This window comes from Alphaproteobacteria bacterium, from assembly GCA_039980135.1.
GTDB lineage: Bacteria > Pseudomonadota > Alphaproteobacteria > UBA6615 > UBA6615 > UBA8079.
The window spans coordinates 325402-350466 of the sequence record JBDXCV010000003.1 but is presented as its reverse complement, the minus strand read 5'-3'; the positions used below and the strand labels follow the sequence as shown (position 1 = coordinate 350466).

The 25065-nt window shown below is 65.3% G+C and carries 27 protein-coding genes; 9 read left to right on the top strand and 18 right to left on the bottom strand.

Annotation, left to right across the window (positions count from 1 at the left end; genetic code table 11):
- Positions 1-9 precede the first annotated feature (9 nt).
- The 4 genes from panC to ABJ363_03555 form a co-directional block, all read right to left on the bottom strand.
- Complete coding sequence (gene panC / locus ABJ363_03570) at positions 10-879, bottom strand: pantoate--beta-alanine ligase (protein MEP4378056.1); 870 nt, start codon at positions 877-879, stop codon at positions 10-12.
- A 14-nt stretch (positions 880-893) separates the two neighbouring features.
- A complete protein-coding gene (panB, locus tag ABJ363_03565; protein MEP4378055.1) occupies positions 894-1742 on the bottom strand; it encodes a 3-methyl-2-oxobutanoate hydroxymethyltransferase in 849 nt (282 codons plus the stop codon).
- A gap of 273 nt (positions 1743-2015) precedes the next feature.
- Positions 2016-2234 (bottom strand): hypothetical protein, encoded by a 219-nt coding sequence (locus tag ABJ363_03560; GenBank protein MEP4378054.1) that lies wholly within the window; start codon positions 2232-2234, stop codon positions 2016-2018.
- A 186-nt stretch (positions 2235-2420) separates the two neighbouring features.
- Complete coding sequence (locus tag ABJ363_03555; GenBank protein MEP4378053.1) at positions 2421-3656, bottom strand: thiolase family protein; 1236 nt, start codon at positions 3654-3656, stop codon at positions 2421-2423.
- A gap of 201 nt (positions 3657-3857) precedes the next feature.
- Between ABJ363_03555 and ABJ363_03550 the strand changes: the two genes are divergently transcribed.
- The 5 genes from ABJ363_03550 to ABJ363_03530 all read left to right on the top strand — a co-directional run bounded on the left by ABJ363_03550 (position 3858) and on the right by ABJ363_03530 (position 7497).
- The gene (locus ABJ363_03550) at positions 3858-4559 is read left to right on the top strand and encodes a VIT family protein (GenBank protein MEP4378052.1); all 702 of its coding nucleotides are present in this window, start codon (positions 3858-3860) and stop codon (positions 4557-4559) included.
- A 73-nt stretch (positions 4560-4632) separates the two neighbouring features.
- Positions 4633-4977, top strand: coding sequence for a hypothetical protein (locus ABJ363_03545; GenBank protein ID MEP4378051.1), 345 nt, complete (start codon positions 4633-4635; stop codon positions 4975-4977).
- Positions 4974-5528 (top strand): RimK/LysX family protein, encoded by a 555-nt coding sequence (locus ABJ363_03540; protein MEP4378050.1) that lies wholly within the window; start codon positions 4974-4976, stop codon positions 5526-5528. Before ABJ363_03545 ends, ABJ363_03540 begins: the two co-directional genes overlap by 4 nt.
- Complete coding sequence (gene rimK, locus ABJ363_03535) at positions 5525-6445, top strand: 30S ribosomal protein S6--L-glutamate ligase (protein MEP4378049.1); 921 nt, start codon at positions 5525-5527, stop codon at positions 6443-6445. Before ABJ363_03540 ends, rimK begins: the two co-directional genes overlap by 4 nt.
- Positions 6445-7497 carry a succinylglutamate desuccinylase/aspartoacylase family protein gene (locus ABJ363_03530; GenBank protein MEP4378048.1) on the top strand — a complete coding sequence of 351 codons (1053 nt, stop codon included), beginning with the start codon at positions 6445-6447 and terminating at the stop codon, positions 7495-7497. The genes rimK and ABJ363_03530 overlap by 1 nt, the downstream gene beginning before the upstream one ends.
- A gap of 432 nt (positions 7498-7929) precedes the next feature.
- Here ABJ363_03530 and ABJ363_03525 read toward each other — a convergent pair whose 3' ends face one another.
- The 4 genes from ABJ363_03525 to ABJ363_03510 form a co-directional block, all read right to left on the bottom strand.
- Positions 7930-8796, bottom strand: a complete 867-nt coding sequence (locus tag ABJ363_03525; protein ID MEP4378047.1) for an alpha/beta hydrolase — start codon at positions 8794-8796, stop codon at positions 7930-7932.
- Complete coding sequence (locus tag ABJ363_03520; GenBank protein ID MEP4378046.1) at positions 8780-9316, bottom strand: cupin domain-containing protein; 537 nt, start codon at positions 9314-9316, stop codon at positions 8780-8782. The genes ABJ363_03525 and ABJ363_03520 overlap by 17 nt, the downstream gene beginning before the upstream one ends.
- Before the next feature lie 202 nt (positions 9317-9518).
- Positions 9519-11045 carry a YifB family Mg chelatase-like AAA ATPase gene (locus ABJ363_03515; GenBank protein ID MEP4378045.1) on the bottom strand — a complete coding sequence of 509 codons (1527 nt, stop codon included), beginning with the start codon at positions 11043-11045 and terminating at the stop codon, positions 9519-9521.
- A gap of 396 nt (positions 11046-11441) precedes the next feature.
- Positions 11442-12302, bottom strand: a complete 861-nt coding sequence (locus ABJ363_03510; protein MEP4378044.1) for an amidohydrolase family protein — start codon at positions 12300-12302, stop codon at positions 11442-11444.
- Positions 12303-12420: 118 nt separating this feature from the next.
- Here ABJ363_03510 and ABJ363_03505 point away from each other — a divergent pair, with 118 nt between their 5' ends.
- Positions 12421-13026, top strand: coding sequence for a VOC family protein (locus ABJ363_03505; GenBank protein ID MEP4378043.1), 606 nt, complete (start codon positions 12421-12423; stop codon positions 13024-13026).
- 261 nt (positions 13027-13287) lie between these two features.
- Here ABJ363_03505 and gshB read toward each other — a convergent pair whose 3' ends face one another.
- From gshB to rsmI, 5 genes are all read right to left on the bottom strand, one after another.
- Positions 13288-14241 (bottom strand): glutathione synthase, encoded by a 954-nt coding sequence (gene gshB, locus ABJ363_03500; GenBank protein ID MEP4378042.1) that lies wholly within the window; start codon positions 14239-14241, stop codon positions 13288-13290.
- A 100-nt stretch (positions 14242-14341) separates the two neighbouring features.
- Positions 14342-15163, bottom strand: a complete 822-nt coding sequence (locus ABJ363_03495) for a transglutaminase-like domain-containing protein (protein ID MEP4378041.1) — start codon at positions 15161-15163, stop codon at positions 14342-14344.
- An 8-nt stretch (positions 15164-15171) separates the two neighbouring features.
- Positions 15172-15867, bottom strand: a complete 696-nt coding sequence (locus tag ABJ363_03490) for a BON domain-containing protein (protein MEP4378040.1) — start codon at positions 15865-15867, stop codon at positions 15172-15174.
- 71 nt (positions 15868-15938) lie between these two features.
- Positions 15939-16307, bottom strand: coding sequence for a YraN family protein (locus ABJ363_03485; protein MEP4378039.1), 369 nt, complete (start codon positions 16305-16307; stop codon positions 15939-15941).
- A 10-nt stretch (positions 16308-16317) separates the two neighbouring features.
- A complete protein-coding gene (rsmI, locus tag ABJ363_03480; GenBank protein ID MEP4378038.1) occupies positions 16318-17256 on the bottom strand; it encodes a 16S rRNA (cytidine(1402)-2'-O)-methyltransferase in 939 nt (312 codons plus the stop codon).
- Here rsmI and ABJ363_03475 point away from each other — a divergent pair.
- A complete protein-coding gene (locus tag ABJ363_03475) occupies positions 17250-18629 on the top strand; it encodes a penicillin-binding protein activator (GenBank protein MEP4378037.1) in 1380 nt (459 codons plus the stop codon). The genes rsmI and ABJ363_03475 overlap by 7 nt on opposite strands.
- Positions 18630-18658: 29 nt before the next feature.
- Here ABJ363_03475 and hemW read toward each other — a convergent pair whose 3' ends face one another.
- Genes hemW through rph form a run of 3 tightly spaced genes read right to left on the bottom strand, consistent with a single transcriptional unit; the run spans position 18659 to position 21182 of the window.
- Positions 18659-19822: a radical SAM family heme chaperone HemW gene (hemW, locus tag ABJ363_03470; protein MEP4378036.1), complete on the bottom strand. Its 1164-nt coding sequence runs from the start codon at positions 19820-19822 to the stop codon at positions 18659-18661.
- On the bottom strand, positions 19822-20433 hold the full coding sequence (rdgB, locus tag ABJ363_03465) for an RdgB/HAM1 family non-canonical purine NTP pyrophosphatase (protein MEP4378035.1): 612 nt from the start codon (positions 20431-20433) through the stop codon (positions 19822-19824). The genes hemW and rdgB overlap by 1 nt, the downstream gene beginning before the upstream one ends.
- Positions 20434-20462: 29 nt before the next feature.
- Complete coding sequence (gene rph, locus ABJ363_03460; GenBank protein ID MEP4378034.1) at positions 20463-21182, bottom strand: ribonuclease PH; 720 nt, start codon at positions 21180-21182, stop codon at positions 20463-20465.
- A 218-nt stretch (positions 21183-21400) separates the two neighbouring features.
- On the opposite strand from rph, the gene hrcA reads away from it, so the two are divergent.
- Both hrcA and grpE read left to right on the top strand, forming a co-directional pair.
- Complete coding sequence (hrcA, locus tag ABJ363_03455) at positions 21401-22444, top strand: heat-inducible transcriptional repressor HrcA (GenBank protein ID MEP4378033.1); 1044 nt, start codon at positions 21401-21403, stop codon at positions 22442-22444.
- A 64-nt stretch (positions 22445-22508) separates the two neighbouring features.
- Positions 22509-23192, top strand: a complete 684-nt coding sequence (gene grpE / locus ABJ363_03450; protein MEP4378032.1) for a nucleotide exchange factor GrpE — start codon at positions 22509-22511, stop codon at positions 23190-23192.
- Here grpE and ABJ363_03445 read toward each other — a convergent pair whose 3' ends face one another.
- Both ABJ363_03445 and ABJ363_03440 read right to left on the bottom strand, forming a co-directional pair.
- Entirely contained in the window at positions 23193-24104 is a 912-nt protein-coding gene (locus ABJ363_03445) for an FkbM family methyltransferase (GenBank protein MEP4378031.1), read from the bottom strand.
- Positions 24101-25033 (bottom strand): DUF1848 domain-containing protein, encoded by a 933-nt coding sequence (locus tag ABJ363_03440; protein MEP4378030.1) that lies wholly within the window; start codon positions 25031-25033, stop codon positions 24101-24103. Before ABJ363_03440 ends, ABJ363_03445 begins: the two co-directional genes overlap by 4 nt.
- Positions 25034-25065: the final 32 nt, after the last annotated feature.

Here is a 25065-nt window from a genome sequence, read left to right as displayed (position 1 = left end):
CGCGCACGGTCACGCGACCGGAATATTGTCGATCAGCCGCGTCTTGCCCAGCCAGGCGGCGGCCAGCGCGCGCAGGGGCGTGCCTGCCGGGGCCTGGTCGGCGGGCAGCAACGTGTCGGCGGTTCGCACTTCCAGATACTCGACCGGCGAGAATCCCGCGGCCGCGAGGGCCTCGTGACCCGCGGCGCAGGCGACGGATATGGCTTCGCCGTCCCGGATCCGCCCCGCGACGTCTTGCAGGGTGGCGTGCAGTTTCGGCCCGTTGGCACGATCGACGGCGCTCAGATAGGCGTTGCGCGACGAGATCGCGAAACCATCGGCCTCCCGCACGGTCGGCAGCCCGATGATCCGGACCGGGATATCCAGATCCAGGGCAAGCCGCCGGATTATCTGGAGCTGCTGATAGTCCTTCTCGCCGAACACCGCGCAATCGGGCAGCGCCTGGAGGAGCAGCTTGGTGACGATGGTCGCGACCCCCGCGAAATGGCCCGGCCGATGGTCGCCGCACAGGCCCTGGCTGATCTCCGGCACGTTGACGACGGTCTCGAATCCGTCCGGGTACATTTCCTCGACCCCCGGTGCAAACAGGAGGTCCACCGCGTGATCGCGCAGGGTCTCGACATCACGGGCCTCGCGGCGCGGATAGCTGGAGAAATCCTCGTCCGGGCCGAACTGGGTCGGGTTGACGAAAATCGTCGCCACCACCCGGTCGGCATGTTCGCGGGCCGCCTCGACCAGCGCCATGTGGGCCGAATGAAGCGCCCCCATCGTCGGGACCAGGCCGACGGTCTCGCCGGCGGTCCGCCATGCCGCGACGGTTTCGCGCAGTTCACGGACGGTGCGGACAATTGTCAGGCCGGGCGCGGGCAGATCGGACATATCGGCGGCCGCGCTCAGGCGCCGGGCTTCGCGTCGCCGAAACAATGTTCCGGGCCGGGAAACGTACGCGCGCGTACGTCTCCGGCATATTCTGCGGCGGCGGACTGGATCAAAGGGTTAAGCTCAGCGTAGCGTTTGACGAATTTGGGGGTGTACGTGCCAAACAATCCGACCATGTCCTCGGTGACGAGGATTTGCCCGTCGCAGGCCGGCGACGCGCCGATGCCGATGGTCGGAATGGCGATGTCCTCGGTGATCTCTCGCCCAAGGGCTTCCGGGACCCCTTCGATCACGACGCCGAAAGCGCCGGCTTGCGTGACGGCCCGGGCGTCGTCGCGAATCTGCTGGGCGCGGGCCGCGTCGCGCCCCTGAACCCGAAATCCGCCAAAGGTGTTCGACGATTGCGGGGTCAGGCCGATATGGGCGAGCACGGGGATGCCGCGGGCGACCAGAAAAGCGATGGTCTCGGCCATCGCGACCCCGCCCTCGAGCTTGACGGCGGCGCAACCGGTATCGGTCAGCACCCGCGAGGCGGCCGCGAAAGCGGCGGCGGGCGACGCTTCGTAGGATGCAAACGGCATATCCACAATGACGCAGGCGCGTGTGCTGCCGCGCACCACGGCCGCCCCATGCGCGATCATCATGTCGAGGGTGACGGGCAGCGTGGATTCGAAGCCATACAGCACCATGCCCAGGGAATCGCCGACCAGCAGGAAATCCACATGCGGGTCGAGGGCTTCGGCCATGGGCGCGGTATAGGCTGTCAGGCTGACGATGGGGTCCCCGCCCTTGCGATTGCGCAGGTCCGGAACGCCGATGCGCCTGCCCTGCGCCGGCGTGTTCGCTTGCGAAGCTGTGCTCATGGTCGCTGTCCCCCGACAGGATTTATGCCCGGCAGTTTCCGGGATTATCCTCGACTGGCCAGGCTCGGCCTCGGGTTGGCCCCCGAGTTCACCAAAGCGCCGGCACTGTTACGACCCGAACGCTAATTGTGCAGCGCACAAAAGGCAAGACCGTTCGTCCGCATTTGCGGCGTCCCGCCGCGCGGTTGATTTATAGTGGTAGCGCGGAAAAACAGGCGCGGGGCCAACGGGTGGGCCGGCCCCGCGTTGTTTCTCTATGGCGTTTACGTTGGCCTAGGCGTGGCGGCGAGCTTCGCTCGTGAAGAGCGCGCGGTAGACCGCCACGATCGCCCGCTTTGCGATGCGAAATGCGCGGACGGTCCCGTCATGCAGCGCTTCTGCGCGCAGACGGCTGGCTTCCTCGTAGATTTCGTTGATTGCCTGGGGTGTGAGTTCCACTGCGCGGCGCGCGGCGGCGTCGCGGTCGGTTGTGTCATTGTTGTCTGTGGTCATAGCTGACTCCGTTGTCGTATCTGATAACGGCGTCGCCTCCGTGCACCTGTGTATAAATATTGTTGCAGTGCACAAAACATAAATAGCAGGAAGAACAGACCCTTACAAGGTAATTTGTGCGACGCAATATTTCAAATTGACGGAAAAATGCTGCGCAATATATGCGCGGCAAACGGAGTGCCGATTTTAAATTCGCCCCAGAATGGTGACGCAGGCCACGGCCTCCTCGATGCCGTGGAACCCGCCGCCATTTTCCGCGATCGCGAATTTGGCGTCGGCCACTTGCCGCGCACCGGCCTCGCCGCGCAGCTGGGCCGTCAACTCGAACACCTGGGCGAGGCCCGTGGCGCCGACCGGGTGGCCCTTGGATTCGAGGCCGCCGGACGGGTTGACCGGAATCCGGCCGCCGATACTTGTGGCGCCGCTCTCGGTCAGCGCGCCCCCTTCTCCGAAGTCGCAGAAGCCGAGATTCTCGATCTGCTGGATCTCGGCGAATGCGGTCGCGTCGTGGACCTCGGCCACGTCCATGTCGTCGGGTCCCAGGCCGGCGCGTTCGTATGCGTCGCGGGCGGCCAGATGGGTGATGTGCCGGTCGAAGTCCTGGGGCTCGCGGTCGGAACCCGTGCGCAGGGCGGTGGCGTGGATTTTCACGGCGCGGGACCGGTCGAAACGGTCGAGCTCTTCCTCGCGGCAGATGATCGCTGCCGCCGCGCCATCGGAAATGGGCGAACACATGGGTAGGGTCAGCGGCCAGCTCACCTTACGGCCGGCCATGACCTCGTCGACGGTCATGGCTTCGCGGTACTGGGACAACGGATTGTGGGCCGAATGGGCGTGGTTCTTGGCGGCCACGGCGGCGAGTTGCGCCTGGGTGGTGCCGAAGGACTTCATGTGGAACTTGGCGAGCGCGGCGTAGACGTCCATGAACACGCTGCGCTGGCCGGTGTCTTCTTCGCCGTCCGGGTCGGCGACCCCCTGCCCCAGCGCCAGCAGGCGTTCGGTTGCCGCCGCGACGTCATGGACGTCCCAGCCGCCGTCGAATACGGAGAACATCTTCACCCGGTCCTCGTGGAACATCTTCTCCGCCCCGATCGCCAGCGCCACGCCGCCGCGCCCGGCCTGGAGCCAGGTGACGGCCATGTCCAGCGCCGTGGATGCGCTGGCGCAGGCGTTCTCGACATTGGTGACCGGAATCTCCTGGATGCCCATGTTGCGCAGCGCGATCTCGCCGGGGATCGACCCCTGCCCCTCGAGGATCGCCTGGGCGGCATTGGAGAACCATGCCGCCTCGACGTCCGCGACGTCTGCGCCCGCATCGGCCAGCGCGTCGGTGACGACCGCGCGGGTCATCTCCTTGATCGGGCGATCGAGATACCGGCCGAAGGGCGTCATGCCGACGCCGACGATGTAGATGTCGCTCATGGGGGCATCCTCGCTTTGGTTCCGGCTACCATAACGACCCCGCGCCCGTGCGCCCACAATGGCCGTCGGATGTCTCACGGAATGCGCCGCCACCGATACGACCGAAGCGGAAAATGGCCCGGAGGCTGTTCTGGCGCGGCATGACGGGGTATGTCTGGTCGGTATTGCGGGCGTACAATTCCGGCGCGAAAGGATATGCAAATGAGCCAAGCAAGCCATCAGCCCGAGCATCACTTCGTCCACCGGATCGGCTGGCTGCGCGCCGCCGTCCTCGGGGCCAATGACGGGATCGTCTCGACGGCGAGTCTGATCGTCGGCGTGGCCGCCGCCTCGGCCGACCGGGAGACCATCCTGATCGCCGGGATTGCGGGGCTGGTGGCCGGCGCGACGGCCATGGCGGCCGGCGAATATGTCTCCGTCAGTTCCCAGTCCGACACCGAGCGCGCGGATTTGGAGACCGAGCGGCAGGCGATTGAGGCGTCGCCGGAAACCGAGCGCGAAGAGCTTGCGCAAATCTATGTAGAGCGGGGCCTTGAACAGGACTTCGCGCGCGAAGTGGCCACCCAACTCATGGCCCATGATGCGCTCGGCGCCCATGCCCGCGACGAGCTGGGGATGCACGAAACCGGCGCTGCACGACCGATGCAGGCCGCGTGGACCTCCGCGGCGATGTTCTCCATCGGCGCGGGGCTGCCTTTGATCGCCGTCGCCCTGGCGCCGGTGAGTCAGGCCATTCCGGTGGTTGCCGTGGCATCGCTGGTGAGCCTGGCGCTTCTGGGTGCGGTGTCGTCGAAGGTCGGCGGTGCGCCGGTGGCGCGCGCGACGGCCCGCGTGACTTTGTGGGGCGCCTTCGCGATGGCACTCACGGCGGGTATCGGCAGCCTCGTGGGGGCGGCGATCTAGAAGGCCGTTCTTGTAAGAAAGATTATTTTCGACTATAGATAAATAATAGTTTCTATATGGAAAATAACTAACCTTGCACCAGAAAAAGCACGCGCGGATCGAAACACTCGCTGATGAGTTGGTGGACCTCTACGACTGCCCGTTCGGCGGCAAGCCCAGGGGTCGTTTTCGGGTGTCCATGAAGCTGTTGGGCAAGTATCTCGGCAAGCGCCGCCTCTGGCCCGAGGACATCGAGGCCGTCGCCCGCGCGCTCTACGAGCGCGGCTATGTGTCGATCGACATGGATAGTTATCTGGTGGTCCTGAGCCACAAGACATTCGCAAACTATCGCCGCGTGAACGAGGCCGCGCTGGAAAACCGGCCGGACGGGCCCGGCCATACCCTCGACGCGCGCGACCCCGCCCAGGGGTCCGCGTGAGCGATGTACCCAAGCGCCGGCGCAGCAAGCATGTCGACAAACCAAGGAAGTCGCCGGTTCTGCGGCTGCGGCTGGCGGACGAGATTCCCATCGTCGGATGGCGCGAGTGGGTCGGCCTCCCCGACCTCGGGATCGACCCCATCAAGGCCAAGATCGACAGCGGCGCGCGCACATCCGCCATTCATGCCTTTCGCGAGCGCGTAACCTTCGAGAAGGGCACCCCCCACGTCGCGTTCATGGTCCGGCCGGGCCAGCGCGGAAAGGTCGCCCCGGTCGAGTGTGTTGCCGAGATCCGCGACGAGCGCGTGATAAAGAGTTCCACCGGCCACAAGCAAGTGCGTTACGTGATTGAAACAGGTTTGTCCCTCGGTGGCCGCGTCTGGCCGATCGAATTGACCCTCGCAGACCGGGATCCCATGGGGTTCCGGATGTTGTTGGGGCGCCAGGCCATCCGGGGCCGTTGCCTGATCGACACGAGTCACTCCTACCTCGACGGCCGCAACTATGCGGACATCACCAGCAGCCGTCCCAGCAAAAGGAAAATACGATGAAACTCGCTCTGCTGTGCCGCAATGCCGATCTTTATTCCCATAAACGTCTGGTCGAGGCCGCGGAAGAGCGCGGTCACGACATCGATGTCATCGACCACCTGCGTTGCTATATCGACATCGCCTCGAGTGACCCCGAAATTCACTATCAGGGCGAATCCCTCAAAGGGTATGACGCGGTCATACCGCGAATCGGCGCGTCGGTGACCTTCTTCGGAACGGCGGTTTTGCGCCAGTTCGAGATGATGGACGTTTATCCGGTCAACGAATCCGTCGGGATATCGCGCTCCCGGGACAAGCTGCGCTCGATGCAGCTCCTGTCGCGCGAAGGCATTGGATTGCCGGTGACGGTGTTCGCCCATCGGACGTCCGATGCCGCAGAACTCCTCAAGCTGGCCGGCGGCGCGCCGGTGGTGATCAAGCTTCTGGAGGGCACCCAGGGGATCGGCGTGATCCTGGGCGAAACACCCCGTGCGGCGGAATCCATAATCCAGGCCTTCGGCGGCGTTCAGACCAACATCCTGGTGCAGCAGTTCGTCAAGGAAGCCAACGGCGAGGATATCCGTTGTCTTGTGGTCGGCGACAAGGTGGTCGCGGCCATGATCCGGCGCGGCAAGGAAGGCGATTTCCGCTCCAATCTGCATCGCGGCGGATCCGCCGAATCGATCAAGATCACGGCCAAGGAACGCGCCACGGCGGTCAAGTCCGCGCGTGCGATGGGCCTCAACGTGTGCGGCGTGGACATGCTGCGCTCAAATGACGGCCCTGTGGTCATGGAAGTGAACTCGTCACCGGGCCTTGAGGGGGTCGAGAACGCCACCGGGATCGACGTGGCCGGCAAGATCATCGAATTCATCGAGAAAAACGCGAAGCCCGGCCGGACTCAGACCCGCAGCACCCGGAAGCGGCGGAAGGCCTGATGGCAAAGGTCAAAAAAAGAAAACCGTTCGAAATCGGCGGGAAATCGGTTCGCGCCGGTGAGCGGATGACGGTCGATCTGCCGATGAGTGTACTCTCCAACCACTCGCCGATGGCCCTGCCGGTGCAGGTCATCCATGGTCGCCGGGATGGTCCGACGGCGTTTGTCAGCGCCGCGGTCCATGGCGACGAGATTATCGGTGTGGAGATCATCCGCCGGATCGCCCGCACCCCGGCGCTGCGGCGGTTGGCGGGAACGTTGCTGCTGGTGCCGATCGTGAACGCCTACGGATTCATCTCCCATAGTCGTTATTTGCCCGACCGGCGCGACCTCAACCGATCGTTCCCGGGCAGTCAGAAGGGTTCGCTGGCCAGCCAGCTCGCCCACCGGTTCCTGGACGATGTCGTGTTGCGCTGCGAATTCGGCATCGATCTGCATTCGGCAGCGGTGAATCGCGTGAATCTGCCCCAGATACGCATCAACACCAATGATGTGCGCTCGCGTGAGCTCGCCGGCGTGTTCGGCGCTCCGATCATCATCGAATCGCCCCAGCGTGACGGTTCCCTGCGCAAGGCCGGGAGCGACAAGGGCGTGCCGATCCTGGTCTATGAGGCAGGCGAGGCTTTGCGGTTCGACGAAATCGCCATACGCGTCGGGGTGAAGGGCGTTCTGCAGTGTCTGCAATATGCGGGCATGACGTCGTCACGGACCATCAAGAAAACGGTTATCGATTCGCCCATGGCGAGCGGCAGCCAGTGGCAGCGCGCGCCTGAGGGAGGCATCCTCCGGTCGCTGCGCAAGACCGGCGATTCTGTGTTGAAGAACGATGTTCTCGGCCTGATATCCGACCCCTTCGGCGACGTCGAGACGGAGGTGCGGTCGGCGCTTTCCGGCCTGATCATCGGCCGCACGAACCTGCCGGTGGTGAACCAGGGAGATGCGCTGTTTCATGTGGCCAGCGTGGCGGCGCCGAAGAAACTCGGCCAGGCCATCGACGCGCTCGAAGAGAATGTGATTTCTGACCCGATCTTCGACGAAGACGAGATCTTCTAGGGCGGCTCCGCGCGGTAATTTCAAAGCACTACTTTTGTGGCACTACCCTATTGTTTCCAGGGCTTTGCGCGAAAGTAGTGCCGACATGTTATCTCCATAATTCGGGTTGTCCAGCCCCAAACGGACGCGGTCTGCGGCGCCGAAATGGCCCCGCTCGAGGGTGTATTCTGGGCGCCGACGAAATTGCTGTTTCAGGACCCCTTTATCAGGGCATATCGGACGCGTACTTCGTGGTATTCTCGGACCGTTGCGCGCCGTCTGCGTTGGCACTACTTGTATGGCACTACCCGTTTGTCACCACGGGTTATGGAAAAGTAGTACCGCTACCTGTGGGGTCGTATTCGCGTGTGTTTCCCGCGGTTGGCGCCGACGCGTTTTCACGTGGTCGCGCAGCGGTATTCGCCCAATAGCGCGCGGCAACGGGATCAGGGCCTATTTCCGCGCCATCCAGTCGATCGCGGCTCGGGTCCAGACACTGCCGGGCATGCCCGCCCAGCCGGCGGTGAAGTGATCCTCGCCGGCCAGCGTGATCCGTTCCAGGTCGACGCCACGTGCGTCGAGTGCCGCCGCAAACGCATCGGCCTGCGCGACGAGGTGCGGAAAGTCGTTCTCACCGATTGCGAGGAGGAAGGGGAGCGCGGACGCCCCGATCCTGTGGATCGGGCTCGCGAGCCGTTCATTGCCCGGGCGGCCGAGGAATCTCGGCCGGTTCGAATAGCCGCCGGCAGGGGTCAGGTCATAACTCCCGGAGATCGGCATGCATCCGCGGATATCGCCCGGTGATAGACCAAACGCCCCGGTTTCGGTGGGCTCTGTGCCGGAAGACGTGACCGCGAGCAGGGCCGCCAGATGCCCGCCCGCCGAGTGCCCGGTCAGGAATATCCGGTCCGGGTCACCCCCGAGCTTCGCGGCGGCATCGCGCGCCTTGACGACCGCGGCACCGCAGTCGTCGGCACAGGCGGGGAAAATATCATCGGGCGCAAGGCGGTAGCCCGCGGTGACCAGGATGGCGCCGCTCTCGACCATGGCCGGCGCCATGTGGGACATGAACTCCTTGTAGGCATTCGTCCATCCGCCGCCGGGGAACGCGACGAGGATGGTCCCGTTCGGCCGGCGCGGCGCGAAGACCTCGATCCGTTGCAACCGCGAAGGGCCATAGGCGTGTTCCTCGCCGACGATCCCGAGGCCGCGCGCCAACAATTCGGCCTGATACTCATACATCCGTCCGTCAAGCGGTTCCTGAGGCGGGTAGGGCTCCAGGCGAGCGCCCTCGCCGGCCCGACTAGTCCCCGGCGCCATCGGTCACCAGCTGGCCGTTCTCGTCGAGCTGGATGCCCTTGCCTTTCGTGGCGTCGAGCAGGGATTGCGCCCAGGTCACCTGGCCGACATCGTCGGCCCCGAGCATGGCGATCAGGATCGAGGTCTTGTCGCCGATATTGCTGAATCCCCGCATGACACCCGGCGGTACGGCGATCACGTCGAGCGGGCCGAGCTCGACCTCCTGCCGGTCTTCGGTGCCCCAGAAGATCGACCAGCGCCCGTCGACCGGCACGAAGATTTCCCAGACCGGGTGGTCATGGAGGGCCGAACCCTTGCCGGGATCGGTGACGATATAGTTGAAGTTGACCCCCGCCGGCGCCGCAATCGCCGGGCTGGTGGATGGATCCTCGCCCGCCGCCGCGCCGATGACGTTCTTGACCTGTCGTTCGTATTCTGGAAGTGCCGTGTCGAGGAAGAACGCCGCGCTCGGGACAACATTTTCGTAGCGGGCGACGTATTTTTCCTCGATCTCGGCGCGTGTTGGGACCAATTCAGCCAAGTTATCCTCCTGGAATGGGAATGATGTCGATGATCTCGTGGGTCGAGCGACGAGGCCGCCGCGCGACGAAGCCCGCAATCGTATCCGTCGCGCGCCCGCACGTCCATGCATCACAAACGGAATTGTGCCGGCGATCCGACCCGGATGTCGCTGGAAATGCGGTTTCGAGACCGGAAAACGACGCGTTTCGGCGCCTTGCCGGTCAATTCCCGGGCACTACCCGGCGGTAGCTCAGGGCCTCGGCGATGTAGTACCACCCGATCGTCGGTTCCTGGGGTGTTTTATTGTCTACATCAAGATCCGCTAATGTTCGCGCCACCCGCAGCACACGATGATACCCCCGGGCGGAAAGTTTCAGTTTGTCGGCCGCCTGCGCCAGCAATTCCGCCCCCGCCGCGTCGGGTGTGGCCACGGCTTCGAGTAATTTTCCGTCAGCTTCCGCATTGGTGAGAACGCCCGTATCCCCATACCGCGCGGTCTGGACGGCGCGGGCCCGGTCGACCCGCGCGGCGACCTCCGCGCTACCCTCTGCGGGCGGCGGTAGGGCCAGATCCGCCGCGGAAACCGCCGGTACATCCACGAACAGATCGATCCGGTCAAGCAGCGGCCCGGAAAGCCGCGCCTGATAGTCCGTTGCGCAGCGCGGCGCCCGCGAGCAGGCCAGGCCCGGATCGTCCAGATGGCCGCAACGGCAGGGGTTCATGGCCGCGATCAGCTGAAAACGGGCCGGATAGGCGACGTGATGATTGGCCCGCGCGACCACCGCACGGCCGCTTTCCAGGGGCTGGCGCAGGGATTCCAGCGCCTGGCGACTGAATTCGGGCAGTTCATCGAGAAACAGCACTCCGCGATGGGCGAGGGACACCTCGCCGGGCTTGGCGCGCGCACCGCCGCCCACGAGAGCGGCGAGGGAGGCGGAGTGGTGGGGGTCACGGAACGGCCTTTCGGTCATCAACCCGCCCTCCGGCAACGCGCCCGAGATCGAATGGATCATGGAGACCTCGAGCGTTTCGGGGGGCGAAAGCGGCGGAAGGATGCCGGGCAGGCGCTGGGCGAGCATCGATTTGCCGGCCCCGGGCGGGCCCGAGAGCAGCAGGTTATGGCCCCCGGCGGCCGTGATTTCGAGGGCTCTTTTGGCGGATTCCTGGGCCTTGATATCGCGTAGGTCCGGGTATGACCGCGCCTGATCGAGTCGCCGCGTGACCGGCCGGGACAGCAATTGCGTACCCTTGAAGTGATTGACCAGCGCCAGCATGTCGGGAGCGGCCAGAATATCGATCTCTCCGGCCCAGGCCGCCTCGCCACCCTGGGCGGCAGGGCAGATCAGGCCGCGGTCACGGGCCGAGGCATCGATCGCGGCCGGGAGGACCCCGGCGACGGCCGCCAGGGCGCCGTCGAGGGCAAGTTCGCCCAAAGCGGTGTACGGCGCCAGAAGATCGCCCGAGACGACGTCCATGGCCGCCATGAGCCCCAGCGCGATGGGCAGATCGAAATGGCTGCCCTCCTTGGCCAGGTCGGCGGGTGCAAGATTGACCGTGATCCGCTTGGGGGGCAGGGATAGGCCCAGCGCCTGCAGGGCGGCCCGGACCCGCTCGCGGGATTCGCCCACCGCCTTGTCCGGCAGGCCGACGATGGTGAAGGCAGGCAGGCCGGTACCCATCTGCACCTGGACATCCACATCGACCACATCGACGCCCTGGAAGGCGACCGTACTGACATGCGCGACCATGATCTCATTATCCCCACCGGTTTGGACGCCGACTATAACGCCTCTTTCCGCAGGTCAGAACAAAAAATGAACAAAAACCGGCTTGAACAGCCGTATGCCGGTAGAGCCATACCGGGTATACGGTTAATTATAGCGTTGTTTTTACAGATATTTTTGGGGTTACTTTTGTAGTGCTGTCAATTTTCATAATTTCAATGACAATGCACAGTTCCGGTCCGCGTTTCCATGTGACAGCACTGCCCGGGCGGCGAACTTTTGCGGCAACCGCCGCCATGTTCGACGGTTTCCTTCCAGACTCCGGGCGGCGGTGTGCCATTGCCAATTGCGGGCGGGGAAACCCCGAGGATGGCTATCGCGGATATCGTGAAAAGTATGTGTCTCAACATCCGATACGCCCTAGAACCCGAACAGTTCGGCCGGATTGTCGACCAGGATCTTCTGCCGTTGTGCCTCATCGGGCTCCCAGTCGAGGAGCAGGTCGAGGAGGTCACCATCGTTGGGCATTTCCTCGAAATGGTCCGGGTGGGGCCAGTCCGAGCCCCACATCACCCGGTCTGGGTTGCGTTCGATGAGCGCCCTGGCGAATGGCACGGTATCGGAGTATGGGGGTCGGGGTTCCTGGGTAAACCGCATCGGGCCCGAGAGCTTGACCCAACAGCGCCCCGTGTCGATGCAGTCGAGAACGGTCCGAAAGCCAGGCGCATCGATGCCGAGTTCGGCGGGCTGCCAGCCCATATGGTCGATCACGAAATTGCCCGGCGTGGCCAGCATGGTGTCGCGCCAGGCCGCCGCCTCGTCGGGGCCGCGGAACCAGAATTGCGGGTGCCAGCCGAATTCGTGGGTGCGCGCGATGATGTCGGTATTGATCTCGGGGTTGGCGCGAAACGCAAACCGCGCGCCGACGACGCCGGCGTTGGTGAGGATTTCGAGCTCCCGGTCGGTGATGTCGGGGGCGGGCAGGGCGATGCCTCGCAGCCGCTCGGGTTCGCGTGACAGGGCGTGGAGCAGGTACTCATAGGTGTTGCCCTGGACGACCGAATGGACGATCACACCGCGTTCGATGCCGAGCGTTTCGTGCAGTTTGAGCATGTCGTCGAGGGTCGAATCCTCCACCAGCAGCGGCGCGTCCGGGTGATAGGGGAAGCGCTTGCCTGGGCCGTAGAGATGGAAATGTGTGTCCGTCGCACCGGGCGGCGTCTTGAGTTTGGGTGTCTTGGTGTCGCGACGCGGCGGCGGTGACTTCAGGCGTTCGGTCATAATCGAATTCTCCCCCTGTTTGACGTGATGCGATCACGATTGAATCTTTTCGCCTCCGGCGCAACAATACCCGTGAAAGTGCGTTCGCCAATGAGACGCCACCAACGGGGAGATGAAGATGAACGCTGTCGCGAAGATGCCGAAAACGGCCCGGGAACGCGGGAAGATTGCGCCAGCGAAACTCGCGCATATGGTGCTGCGTACTCAGGAGGGCCGCGTCGAGCTGGTCCTCGACTGGTACAAGAAGGTGCTGGAAGGCGAGGCCATGTACGAGAATCCGATGATTGGCTTCGTGACCTACGATACCGAGCATCACCGGGTTGCGGTGCTGGCGCTGCCGGGCGTGCAGGAGCATGTGGACAATGTTTGCGGCCTGCACCATGTCGCCTTCACCTACGAGAATCTCGGCGATCTGCTGACAACCTACAAGCGGCTGAAGGACGAGCATGACATCACGCCGGAATTCTGCATCAACCATGGCCCGACCACGTCGATGTATTATTTCGACCCGGACAAGAACCAGATCGAGCTGCAGGTCGACAACATTCCCGAGGAAAAATTCGGCGAGTATTTCGATTCGGGCGAGTTCACGGACAATCCGATCGGCATCAAGTTCGATCCCGATGAGCTCTCGGCGCGCCTCGCGGCGGGTGAACCCGAAGAGGTGCTGCTGAAGCGCCCCGACGGTGTACCGCCGGATCTGAGCGAGTTCCCTGTCAACTGACCGGCGTACCGCCGACCCACCCCAAGCCGGGCGCGTCGGAGCATGAACAATAAGGGCCTCGTCCTGCGGCACGCTCAGGATGAGGCCTTTTCACTTTCGTGGCCAAACCACCCGGCCGTGCCGGAGCGAACGAGATGCGCGGATCAAGTCCGCGCATGACGATTAATGTTGTCGGCTTCGTCTTGCTCGATTGTCATGCCGGGGCTCGACCCGGCCATCTCTGGCTGGGTCGTCTGGCGTTTGGTTTCCTGATTGCGCCTGTCAGTCCGCGATATCGATGCGGCGCTTCTCGATGGCGTCCCAGATCAGGGCCGACAGGTTGACCCCGTCGAACCGATCAATTTCCTGGATACCCGTGGGCGAGGTGACGTTGATTTCGGTCAGGTAGTCGCCGATCACGTCGATGCCGACGAAGATCAGCCCCTGCTCGCGCAGAGCGGGGCCGATGGCGGCGCAGATATCCTGCTCGCGTGATGTGAGTCCGATCTTCTCGGCCCGGCCGCCGACATGCATGTTGGACCGGGCCTCGCCCTCCGCAGGCACCCTGTTGATGGCGCCCACGGCCTCGCCGTCGACCAGAATAATGCGCTTGTCGCCCAGGCGCACCTCGGGCAGGTAGCGTTGGATGATGACCGGTTCGCGATGGATGCCGTCGAACATCTCGAGCAGGGAGTTCAGATTCTCGTCGTCGGGCTTGATGTGGAAGACCCCGGCGCCGCCATTGCCGTAGAGCGGCTTGACGATGATGTCCTGGTGCTCGGCGCGGAACGCGGCGATCTCCTCGCGCGACGAGGTGATCAGGGTCGGCGGCATGACGCCGTCGAAATGGGTGACGAACAGCTTCTCCGGCGCGTTGCGGACCGACACCGGGTCATTCACCACCAGGGTCTGGGGGTGGATATGCTCGAGGATGTGGGTGGCGGTGATGTAGGCCATGTCGAACGGCGGGTCCTGGCGCATCAGGACCACATCGACCCCGGCCAGATCGAGGGTCTCGGCGGCGCCGAAGCTGAAATGGTTACCGGCCTCGCGGCGTACCAGGAGCGGCCGCGCCTTGGCGACAGCGCGCCCGTCGCGCAGGGACAGATCCTCGGGCAAATAGTGATACAGGCCGTGCCCGCGGGTTTGGGCCTCGAGCGCCAGGGCGAAGGTGGAATCGCCTTCGATATCGATGGCGTCGATCGGATCCATCTGGATTGCTACGGCTAGGCTCATGGGGGTCGCGCTCCGGCGAGATGAATACGGGTGGCTGATCGCCGCTAATCTAAGTGTTTTCGCCCGTTTGGCAAACGCCGGGCCGGCCATTGCGGGCGGCTCAGTTCAGGCGGCCACGAATATCGCTGATGAGCTGGTCGACCCGGGCCCGGTCGGCGGGATTGGCGGTGAGGTCGCGGCAATGCCCGAAGGCGATCAGGGCGGCGCGCAGATTGCCGACATGAGTGTTGAGCAATCCGGCCTCGTGCCAGAGCGCCCCTTCGCCCGGGGCGAAGAGAAGCATGTCCTCGACGACCGCCAGCGCTTCGGTGAACTGCTGCGCCTTGAGAAGGCGGATCTTCCGGTTGTTCTGCAGGCGTATGAGAATGTCCCGGTTGCTGGCGGGCGCATAGTGTGCGGGGCTGAGTTCGGCATCGGATCCGAGGGTCGATTTGAGCATGGCGCGCAGCCCGGCTGCGTCGATCTCTTTGCCGCCGGCGAAGGGGTCGAGGATCAGGCGTGCAGGGCCGTCGTCGAGGCGGACGAGGAAATGACCGGGAAAGTTCAGCCCGCAAATATCCCAGCCGAGGGCGCGCCCGCTTTGGATGTAGAGGATTCCGAGAGCGATCGGCAGACCCTTTCGCCGGTCGATGACCCGCATCAGGTTGGCGTTCTGGAGATCGTCATAGGACTGGGCGTCGCCGATGTAGCCGAAACGCTCGTGCAGGACACCGGTCAGGGCGTTAAGTCTCGCTGCGAGGCTGTCGTCCGCACATTCTTTTTCCACGGCTGCCGCAACCTCGGCGAGGTGCGCGCGGTAACGGTCAGCCGAGACGCCGGGCCGCTCCCGCGCGGCCAGGGCGAGTGCTGCATCCGCAAGATCGATCCGGGCATCGTCGAGGCCGGCGAGGCCGCGCAGCAACCGGTCCGTGTCGCCGGCCACAGGGATGTCTACTGGCTCGCGGCCGGCTTGCCGCTCTCCGACGTTCCGCCGGGAGAGGCGATGCGGCGCGGGTCGTCGACCATGATCACATGGCTGATCACCCGTTTTACATTCGGGATGTCGCGCGCGATCCGAAACACCCGGTCGAGTTCGGCCCGGTCCTGGGCGACGCCGAGAAGATAGACCGTGCCGCCAATCGAGCGGGTGGAATAGTTGATGGAGTTCACTTCGCCGTCGAACAGCAGGTCGGCGTCAAGGCGCGCATTGATCAACGTGTCGTTGGTGAAGTCCTTGATGCCGCCGCCCTCGGCAATCTCGATCTCGTTGATCACCTCGCGCACCCCCTCGGGTTGCCAGGCCGCCCGGATCGCCTTGTCGGCCTGAGCCTGGTTCGGCAGGCGGCCGGACACGAGCACCCGGCCTTCGTAGATCTGCAATTCGAGCCGCTTGAAGGTGTCAAAATCCTCCGACACCCAGGCTTCGTTGATCTTGACCCGGATCAGCGTGTCATTCGCCGCGCCCTTGATCCCGCGCTCTTCGGAGGCGGCGACGCCGGCCGATGCGGCCCCGCCGACGACAACTCCGGCGGGGGTGCAGGCGACGAGCGCAAGAAGCCCCGCGACGAGTGCAACAGCCAGATGGCCGTTCTGCGATCGGCCCGCGCGCGGGTCTGTGCGGGGGGTCCGGGTATTGTCTGTCGACATGTCGAGCTCCTTGGCGCCGGTTGTTCGGGCGCCGGCTGCGGGGCGAAGGTTTTCAGGCGCGTGGCCACAGACTATTCGATTCGCCATGCGTCGGGGATATGGCGCGGCAGTTTACCGGGTGTGACCAGAATCGCGTCGAATCGAATTTGAAAATCAGAATAGGATGGGTTTGCGGCAAGAAAATGGTCGGTCGCGCGCGCGATGCGGGCGCGCTGGCGCTTGTCGATGGCATCGGCCGCGGTCTCGAGGGTGCTGCGCGCCTTGACCTCGACCGCAATCAAGAGCCGCGCGCGCCGCGCGACGATGTCGATCTCCCCGACGGGGCTTCGGTAGCGGCGCGCCAACAACCGGAATCCCTTGAGGCGCAGGAGAAGCGCGGCCCGGCGTTCGGCGCGATGGCCGCGTTGCTCGGCGGCCTGCCGGTGGTTTGTTGCAGTCACGGCCGGGCGCTCAACGATCGGCCCCGTCGCCGGTGATTTCGAGCGCCAGGCGGTAGATTTCCCGCCGCGGGTGGCCGGTGTCGGCAGCGACCCGGGCCACGGCGTCGCGCAGGCTGACCTCGCCGAGCGCATCGGTCAGGGCCGCGCGGAGGGTTTCGGTATCGATTTTCTGCGCCACGGGCGGGGCCACAATGATGACGATCTCGCCGCGCGGGGGGCCGGCTTGTGCATAGTGTTCAGCGAGTTCGGACAGGGTGCCGCGTCGGACTTCTTCGTGCAGCTTCGTGATCTCGCGCGCGATGGCGGCGGGGCGGTCACCGAGCGAGATGTGCAGGTCCGACAGGCTCGCCGTGAGGCGTTTTGCCGATTCGAAGAAGATGAGGCTTCCCGGGACGGCGGCCAGCTCGGCGTATCGCCGCCGCCGGGCGGCCTGGCGCGGGGGCGGGAAGCCGGCGAAGAAGAAGCCATCGGTCGGCAGACCCGACAGGACAAGTCCGGCGAGCGCGGCGCTCGCCCCGGGCAGCGTGTGAAGCGGAATATCGGCCTCGATGGCGGCCGCGACCAGCCGATAACCCGGGTCGGAAACAAGCGGCGTGCCGGCATCGGTCACGAGGGCCAGAGAATCGCCATTTTTCAGGCGTTCCATCAGGCCCGGCAACACGCGCCGCGCGTTGTGATCATTGTAGGCGAGGGCGGAGGTAGCGATGGCATATCGGGAGAGCAGCTTGCGGGTGACGCGGGTGTCCTCACAGATGATTGCGTCCGCGCCCGTGAGGACATCGAGAGCCCGCAGCGTAATATCGCCCAGATTTCCGATCGGCGTGGCGACAAGATGGAGGCCCGGTGCGGCCCGCGCCGTATCCGGCGCTTGTCCATGCCGGTCCGCGCGGTTAGGTTCGCGCGCGTCTGAATCCGTTTGGGATGTTTGAGGAAGGATTTTTCGTGCCACGACCGGTTGTCCTTCTGCGCCCCCGCGCACCTCTTTTTACCGGTTTTCGCCGGTATGCCGTATTCGCGGCGGCGGGCCTGTTGCTGGCCGCGTGCGCGCAATCCAACGTAGCGGCGCCACCGGCCGAAACGCAAGAAGCCACGCCGGCACCTGCGCCGTCCGCCGCCGCGCCGGCCGTGCCGCGGAACGTGACGCCGGTCCCGGTGACGCCGCCGCCGGCGGCAGTGGCACCCGACATCACGCGTGCGGCGCTGATCATTCCCCTGAGCGGCCCGGCCGCGGCGATCGGCCGGGATCTTGCGGATGCCGCACAGATGGCTCTGTTCGACTTTGCGGTCCCGAAATTCGAGCTGCGAATATACGATTCCGGCGGGAATGCCCAGACCGCGCGCACCGCTGCGGCGCGCGCCCAGGCCGAAGGCGCGCGCGTGATGCTGGGCCCGCTTTTCTCGGAGGCGGTTGCGGGTACATCGAGCGTCAGCCGCCCGGCCGGTATCCCCGTGTTCGCGTTCTCGAATGATCAGCTGATCGCCGGCAACGGGGTCTATGCGGCGGGATTTTCACCCGAGGCTCAGATCGATCGGGTTGTCGCCTTTGCCACGCGCCGCGGGTTGCGTCAGTTCGCGGCCCTGGTGCCCGATGACGGGTTCGGGGGCCGCATGTCGCGGATCCTCTCGGACGTTGTGGCCCGTCGCGGCGCCGGCGTGGCGGCGACCGCATTCTATCCCGGTGGGGTCGAGGCGCTGACCGAGACCGTCCGGATTCTGGCGCGCTATGACGAACGGGTCGAGGCGCTCAAGGCCGAGCGGCAACTTCTCGCCGAGCGGGACGATTCGTTTTCGAAACGTGCGCTCGAAAGGCTGTCGACGCGCGACACCCTGGGCGAAGTTGGCTTCGAGGCGCTGATGCTCCCGGCCGGGGGCGAGGAGGTACTCCAGATCGCCCCGCTGCTCGCCTTTTTCGATGTGGACCCGCAACAGGTCAAGCTGCTCGGCACATGGGTCTGGGACGACCCCGCGCTGGGCAAGGAGCCGGCGATGCTCGGCGCCTGGTTTGCCGCGCCGCCGCCCGGTGCGCGCGCGCGTTTCGTGGAGCGGTTCGCCGAATTGTTCGGGCGCAAACCGGACCGATTGTCGACACTGGCCTATGACGGTGTGGCGCTGGCGGCCGTGCTGGCGCGCGGCGATGTGCCCGAGCCCTATGGGCGCGCGCGGCTGGAAAACCCCGACGGGTTTGCCGGGGTGGACGGGATTTTCCGCCTGCGGGACAACGGCGCGGTTGAGCGTGGACTGGCGGTGCTGGAAGTGCGCCGCGACGCGCCGCAGGAGATCGACCCGGCGCCGACCAGCTTTGCACCGCCGGTTACGAACTAGGCGTTAGCGACGGTTTCTGCCGGGGCGGTTCACGAGTTCAGAAGCGCGTCGACGACCGCATTCAGGCGCTGACGCCCGGCCGGGGTTGCGTTGAACCCGTCATCGCGCCAGTCCAGATAGCCAGCGCCGACAAGGCGTTCGACCGCCGCCGGGGCGAAGATTTCATCCGGGCGCGCGCCGATTCGTTGGGCGAATTCACCCGCGTCGATGCCAGCCGTCAGACGCAGCCCCATCATCACCAGTTCGCCGATTCGGGTATCACGCGGTAGTACCGCATTTTCCCGGGTGGCATGGCCATCCTTGAGCACCTGTTTTAGCCAGATTTCCGGGGCGCGGTGTTGCCGGGTGGCGCGAATTTCCCCGTCGATTGTGATGCGGCCATGGGCGCCAGGCCCTACCCCGAGATAGTCCCGGTAGTGCCAATATGTGAGGTTGTGGCGCGATTCCTGGCCCGGCGCGGCATGGTTCGAGATTTCATAGGAAGGCAGGCCCGCGGCGGCCAGCACGTCCTGGGTCTGCTCGAACATGATGGCGCCGTCGGCCTCGTCGGGCAGTTGCAGATCGCCGCGCGCCTGGGCAAGAAAGAAGGGGGTCCCGGCCTCGATGGTGAGCTGATAGACCGAAATATGCCCGCGCGTGAGCGCCAATGCGCCCTCGAGCTCGCGCATCCAGCCCTCCGGCGTCTGGCCCGGGCGGGCATAGATCAGGTCGAACGAGAAGCGCGCGAAGATGTCGGCGGCGCTCGCGATCGCCGCGCGAGCATCGGCCACCGCGTGGGTGCGGCCGAGTGCGGACAAGGCCGCGTCGTCCAGCGCCTGGACCCCGAGGCTGAGGCGGTTGACGCCGGCATCGGCGAAGCCGGCGAGAGACGCCAGTTCGGCGGAGGTCGGGTTGGCCTCCAGGGTGATCTCGATGTCCCGGTCGGGCGCGAACAGCTCCCGGGCCCGGGCGATGACCGCGCGCGCCGTCTCCGGCGGCATCAGGGACGGCGTGCCGCCCCCGAAGAATATGCTGGTCAGCCGTCGCCCCGGCACGCGGGCGGCATAATGTTCGAGCTCGCGCAGCAGCCCGTCGCGCCATGCGCCCTGGTCGATGGTGTCGCGGACATGACTGTTGAAGTCGCAATAGGGGCAGAGCGAGAGGCAGAACGGCCAGTGCACATAAAGCGCAATATCACCCGCGCTGTCGTTCATCAGGCCGGTGCGAAGCAGGCGTCGATAAGGGCGCGGAAAGCAATCGCCCGGTGCGATATCGCGTGTTTGGCGTCCGGGTCCATCTCGGCGAAGGTCTCGGTGGCGCCCTGCGGCAAGAAAACCGGATCATAGCCGAAGCCCCGGTCGCCGCGCGGCGGCCAGGTCAGGCTGCCGTCGACCCTGCCTTCGAAGACCTCGACATGCCCGTCGGGCCAGGCCAGTGCGAGCGCGCAGGTAAACCAGGCGAGATCGTCGGCGGCGTCAACGCTCGCCTCGTGCAGCTGTTCCATGGCCCAGTCGAAATCCCGCACCCCGTCCGCGCGCTCGGCAAACCGGGCGGCATGGATGCCCGGGGCACCCCCCAACGCCGCGACGGAAAACCCGGAATCATCGGCCAATGCCGCTTGCCCGCTGCCGTCGGCCGATGCGCGGGCCTTGAGGATGGCATTTTCCGCGAAGGTGCTGCCGGTCTCCTCGGGTTCGGGAAGGCCAAGTTCGCCGGCGCTCTGCACCGTCACCTCGAACGGCTTGAGCAGATCCGCGATTTCACGGACCTTGCCGGCGTTGTGGCTGGCGATTACCAGCCGGGTGTCATTGAAGCGACGGGACATGATGCGCGGGCCTTTTTTTAGGACAACGCCTATTTGATTCCGAGGGCCTTGCGTTGATGGGCGAACAATTCCTCGGTGCCGTCTCGGGCCAGGTCGAGCAGCCGGATGAACTGCGCGCGCGAGAAGGGGCGCTCCTCGGCGGTGCCCTGAATTTCGACGATCTGGCCACGCTCGGTCAGCACGAAGTTGGAATCGGCCTGGGCATTGGAATCTTCCGGATAGTCGAGATCGAGCACGGCGGTGTCCTGATACAGGCCGCAAGACACGGCGGCGACAAGCTCGCGCACCGGGTTCTCGGCGATGGCGCCGGACTTGACCAGGCCCTGGCAGGCAATGTGCAGTGCCACACAGGCGCCGGTGATGGAGGCTGTCCGGGTCCCGCCGTCGGCCTGCAGGACGTCGCAGTCGAGCCTGATCTGGCGTTCGCCGAGCATCTCCATGTCGGTGACCGCGCGCAGGGAGCGTCCGATCAGGCGCTGGATTTCCTGGGTGCGGCCGGATTGCTTGCCACGTGCGGCCTCGCGGCCCGTGCGGGTGTGGGTCGAGCGGGGCAGCATACCGTATTCCGCCGTGACCCAGCCCTCGCCGCTGCCGCGCATCCAGGGCGGCACGCGCTCCTCGATGCTGGCGGCGCAGAGCACATGGGTGTTGCCGAACATTGCCAGGCAGGACCCTTCCGCATATTTGGCGGCGCCGGGTTTGAGGCGCACCTTGCGCATTTCGGCGGGTGCGCGCCGGGACGGGCGGATCGAGGATTTGGGCATCGGGGTTCCAGTGCGGCTAGGGTCGGTTGTGAGGCGGCGACGTTAGTCTTTGCGGTGGGGTTGCGTCCAGACGCGGAATCACGTGGCGGCCCGACGTTGATCTCCTGTCGCCGTCGTTCTTGATTAGGCGCCGGGGCGTGCCTAAGTTCTGCGGACCTGACGACCGTCGATTCCGGTCGCGCAAAAGCGGATATTCAACGTCGATGAGCCGGGCGATCCCACAGCTCAACCAGCGCAGCTCCGAAGTTCTTCGGCAGATCATCGACGCCTATCTGGAAACGGGTGAGGCGGTCGGATCGCGCACCCTGTCGCGCAATCTGGGGATGGAGCTGTCACCGGCGACGATCCGCAATGTGATGGCCGACCTTCAGGATTCCGGCCTGCTGTTCTCGCCGCATGCATCGGCGGGGCGTATTCCGACCGAGGCAGGCCTGCGCCTGTTCGTTGACGGGCTGCTCGAGGTCGGGCACCTGACCGAGGCGGAACGCCAGACGATCGAGGCGCAATGCGCCGCCGAAGGCCGCAGTGTGCAGCAGACGCTGTCGGAGGCCACCCGCGTGCTTTCGGGCCTGAGCAACTGTGCCGGGCTCGTCGTGGCGCCGAAGAGTGATTCGGCCTTGCGCCACATCGAGTTCGTCTCGCTGGCGCCGGGCCGGGCGCTGGTGGTCCTGGTGACGGAAGACGGCAGCGTCGAGAACCGGGTCATCGAGATGCCGAACGACATGCCGGCGTCGGCCATGGTCGAGGCCTCGAATTTCCTGTCTGCGCGCATGGTCGGCAAGACCATTGAGGAGGCCCAGGGGCAAATCGCGGCGGAACTGGAGCTTCATCGCCGCGACCTGGATGTGGTGACCCAGAAGCTTGTCGAGGCCGGGATGGCGACCGCCACCGGCGACGGTGCCGAGGCCGCCCTGATCGTGAGCGGCGCGGAACGCCTGCTCGACGACGTGCAGGCCGTCGAGGACCTGGCCCATGTGCGCAGCCTTTATGATGCGCTGGAGACGAAGGAATCCTGGATCAAGCTCCTGGACATGGCGCGGGGCGGTGAGGGCGTACAGATCTTCATCGGGGCGGAGAGCGACCTGTTCTCGCTCGCCGGATGTTCGGTCGTCGTCGCGCCCTATCACAACAGCGAGCAACAAATCGTCGGGGCGGTCGGCGTGATCGGCCCGACCCGGATCAACTATGCCCGGATCATTCCCGTGGTGGACTACACGGCGCAGATCGTCGGCCGGCTGGTCGGATAAGCGCGACAATCCCCTGGTTTCGAATTACAACGACCGGCACGCACGCTGGAAAGAAAGCGAACAGATGAGCGAAGAAAACGAAAACGGTACCCCCGAGAGCCCGGAGACCGGCGCCCCTGCGAATGACGCGGCACCCGCGGCGCCCGGCGAGGCGGAGGCGGCCGAGCCGTCGCCGACCGACGCGGACGGCAACCGCTGGGGCGGCGGCAAGCATGCCGCGCGCATCGTCGAGCTCGAGGGCGAGGTGTCGCAGCTGCGTGACCAGTTGTTGCGCGCTATGGCCGAGACCGAGAATGTGCGCAAGCGCGCCGAACGCCAGATCGAGGACGCGCACCGCTATGCGGTGACCGGGTTCGCGCGGGACATCCTGTCCATCGGCGACAACCTGGAACGCGCGCTGTTCGCGGTGCCCGAGGAGCGGCGTGGTGAGCATGAGCTGCTGCAGACCCTGCTTGAAGGTGTAATCGCGGTGCAGAATGATTTCCAGGGCGCACTTGCGGCGCACAAGATCGAACGCCTCGACCCGACGGGCGAACCGTTCGACCCCAACCTGCATGAGGCCATGTACGAAGTGCCGGACAGCGACTTGCCCAATGGCAGCGTCGCCCAGGTGATGCAGGCGGGCTACAGGCTGCACGACCGGCTGCTGCGCCCCGCCCGGGTCGGGGTCGCGAAATCGGCGGCCCCGCCGGCGGCCGCGCCGGCACCCGAAGCGGCACCCGACCCGAACGCCGAACCCGGTTCCTGATTATTTCTGCGCGGTGATCGTGGGGTCGGCCGCCGTCAGCGTGCGGATGTAGGCCGTCGCCAGGCCCTGTTTTTGCGCGGCACCGTAATGCTGCAGGGCGACCGCCGCGAGGTCGAAGGCGCCATACATCTCGTGGGCGAGGATCGCGATTTTCAGCACGGCGTCCGGGTTTTCATGTACCAGACGCGGGAAATCGGTCGTGTCGCGGAAGTACAGTGCGTTGCTCCAGATGACTTGTGCGAAGCCGCGGTTGGGATTGGCGTCCTTGATCAGCGGGCGGAACGGTCGCGATCCCACGCCGACCATCGTGTGGAACGCGAACCCGTGTGCCCGCAGGAATGTATCCACATCGGCGAACAGCGGCTGGTCCTTGTAGATCGGCAGGAAGGCGACCTCGACTTGGATCGCAACGGTGTCGGCGAGCGCCGATGTGGCGGCCCCGAGCGCCATGAGTTCGGCGCCCTGGATGTCCAGTTTCAGGAAATCCATCGGCCGCACATCGGCGATATCGTCGAGGCGGACCGTGTCGACCGGGATTTCCTCGGCCGTCTCGCACAACTCCCAAAGGCTGTGGAATTGCTGCATCACCTTCGGGTCGGGTGCAAACAGGGACGACGTCATCGGTACCGCACCCACATAGAGCGTGTGGGCCGCGCCGTCGCCGAGCGCGTGGGGCAGGTAGTCCGTGTTGGGCCGGCCCGCCGCGGTGAGTTTCCTGTACTCGTCGGCATTGGGCTCGAATCCCACGAGGCGGGCAGCCCCGGATTCGACCAGACGTGCCCAGGGCTCGCCTTCGCCGACATCCATCGCCCCGACATCGACGATCTTCAGCGGCGGTAACATGACGCCCTGTTTGTCGAGGAAATCGAGGATGTCGACCGGATGGGCGGGGGGTGTCGCGGGAGCGTTCATGCCGGGAGATTCTCTTTCGGGGCGGTTACCGTCGCGAGGCCCAGAATCGCGGCGTTCGGGTCGTGGGTCTTGTGGGCCTGTCTGGCCTTTTCGGGCCGGCTCACCGCGTAGCAGTAAACACAACCATGGGGGCAGGTCTCATAGGCGCCAATATCCCGGGATTCGGCGCACAGGCAGCCGGGTCTTGCGGCTCTGTTCGCCGGCGGTGTGCGGGCGCTCACGGGCGGGTGGCCCAAAAATGCGGCGACCGCATCGAGGCGTGCCGAGTCGATGCATCGGGCCGGTTCGTGATCGATTTCGAGGGCAGGCTGCGCGCAGACCGTGAGGTTGAGGCCGTTTTGTCCGGCGATATCGCGAAGCTGTGCGAGCAATTCCCGTCTTGCCGCGTCGTCGGGCTCGGCCCAGCTATTTCCGGTTTCAACCGCCGCGCGGTCGAGGTTGCGCCGGGTCTTGCGGTAAATCTGGGCAAAACTGACGACGACCTCGTCAAGATGGCCCGCGAGCGCGCCGGCGATGCGGGTGAAATTGTCGATGTGCCAGGCGGCCGGGGTCGCGTCGGTTATCACCACCGGATCATAGCGCCAGACCGCCGCGCGTGATCCATAAACATCTGAAATAAAACGAAGATTGTCGATGGCCGCGTCCGGCGCCACAACCGCACGTTCGAGCGCGCGGGGATAGCCCGTGACCGTGTATTGGACGACGAAGGGGCGGGTTTGTGCGGTTCGTGCGAGTTCCGCGAGAAACGGTTTGGCATTTCGGGTCCAGAACACGAAGCCGCTGCAATCGGCGTCACGCAATGAAACCCGGAAGGTTTTGCCGTTCCACACGTTACGCACATCGCACGACCCAGCCATGCGTCGGGCCCGGAACCAGTCGCCGTAGAAGGCCGGAATATCGGTCTTGTAGCTCGCGGAGATGATCGTCATGGCGTGTCGGGGCAAATATCGCGGTCGGAAAC

What these genes read in the sequence shown, in the direction of transcription:
- panC (MEP4378056.1), bottom strand. Translation starts at nt 879, where the DNA reads ATGTCCGATCTGCCCGCGCCCGGCCTGACAATTGTCCGCACCGTCCGT.
- panB (MEP4378055.1), bottom strand. Translation starts at nt 1,742, where the DNA reads ATGAGCACAGCTTCGCAAGCGAACACGCCGGCGCAGGGCAGGCGCATC.
- ABJ363_03440 (MEP4378030.1), bottom strand. Translation starts at nt 25,033, where the DNA reads ATGACGATCATCTCCGCGAGCTACAAGACCGATATTCCGGCCTTCTAC.
- ABJ363_03505 (MEP4378043.1), top strand. Translation starts at nt 12,421, where the DNA reads ATGAACGCTGTCGCGAAGATGCCGAAAACGGCCCGGGAACGCGGGAAG.
- ABJ363_03550 (MEP4378052.1), top strand. Translation starts at nt 3,858, where the DNA reads ATGAGCCAAGCAAGCCATCAGCCCGAGCATCACTTCGTCCACCGGATC.
- ABJ363_03445 (MEP4378031.1), bottom strand. Translation starts at nt 24,104, where the DNA reads ATGAACGCTCCCGCGACACCCCCCGCCCATCCGGTCGACATCCTCGAT.
- ABJ363_03530 (MEP4378048.1), top strand. Translation starts at nt 6,445, where the DNA reads ATGGCAAAGGTCAAAAAAAGAAAACCGTTCGAAATCGGCGGGAAATCG.
- ABJ363_03490 (MEP4378040.1), bottom strand. Translation starts at nt 15,867, where the DNA reads ATGTCGACAGACAATACCCGGACCCCCCGCACAGACCCGCGCGCGGGC.
- ABJ363_03525 (MEP4378047.1), bottom strand. Translation starts at nt 8,796, where the DNA reads ATGGCGCCGGGGACTAGTCGGGCCGGCGAGGGCGCTCGCCTGGAGCCC.
- rdgB (MEP4378035.1), bottom strand. Translation starts at nt 20,433, where the DNA reads ATGTCCCGTCGCTTCAATGACACCCGGCTGGTAATCGCCAGCCACAAC.
- ABJ363_03515 (MEP4378045.1), bottom strand. Translation starts at nt 11,045, where the DNA reads ATGGTCGCGCATGTCAGTACGGTCGCCTTCCAGGGCGTCGATGTGGTC.
- hemW (MEP4378036.1), bottom strand. Translation starts at nt 19,822, where the DNA reads ATGAACGACAGCGCGGGTGATATTGCGCTTTATGTGCACTGGCCGTTC.
- ABJ363_03560 (MEP4378054.1), bottom strand. Translation starts at nt 2,234, where the DNA reads ATGACCACAGACAACAATGACACAACCGACCGCGACGCCGCCGCGCGC.
- rimK (MEP4378049.1), top strand. Translation starts at nt 5,525, where the DNA reads ATGAAACTCGCTCTGCTGTGCCGCAATGCCGATCTTTATTCCCATAAA.
- ABJ363_03555 (MEP4378053.1), bottom strand. Translation starts at nt 3,656, where the DNA reads ATGAGCGACATCTACATCGTCGGCGTCGGCATGACGCCCTTCGGCCGG.
- gshB (MEP4378042.1), bottom strand. Translation starts at nt 14,241, where the DNA reads ATGAGCCTAGCCGTAGCAATCCAGATGGATCCGATCGACGCCATCGAT.
- hrcA (MEP4378033.1), top strand. Translation starts at nt 21,401, where the DNA reads ATGAGCCGGGCGATCCCACAGCTCAACCAGCGCAGCTCCGAAGTTCTT.
- ABJ363_03510 (MEP4378044.1), bottom strand. Translation starts at nt 12,302, where the DNA reads ATGACCGAACGCCTGAAGTCACCGCCGCCGCGTCGCGACACCAAGACA.
- grpE (MEP4378032.1), top strand. Translation starts at nt 22,509, where the DNA reads ATGAGCGAAGAAAACGAAAACGGTACCCCCGAGAGCCCGGAGACCGGC.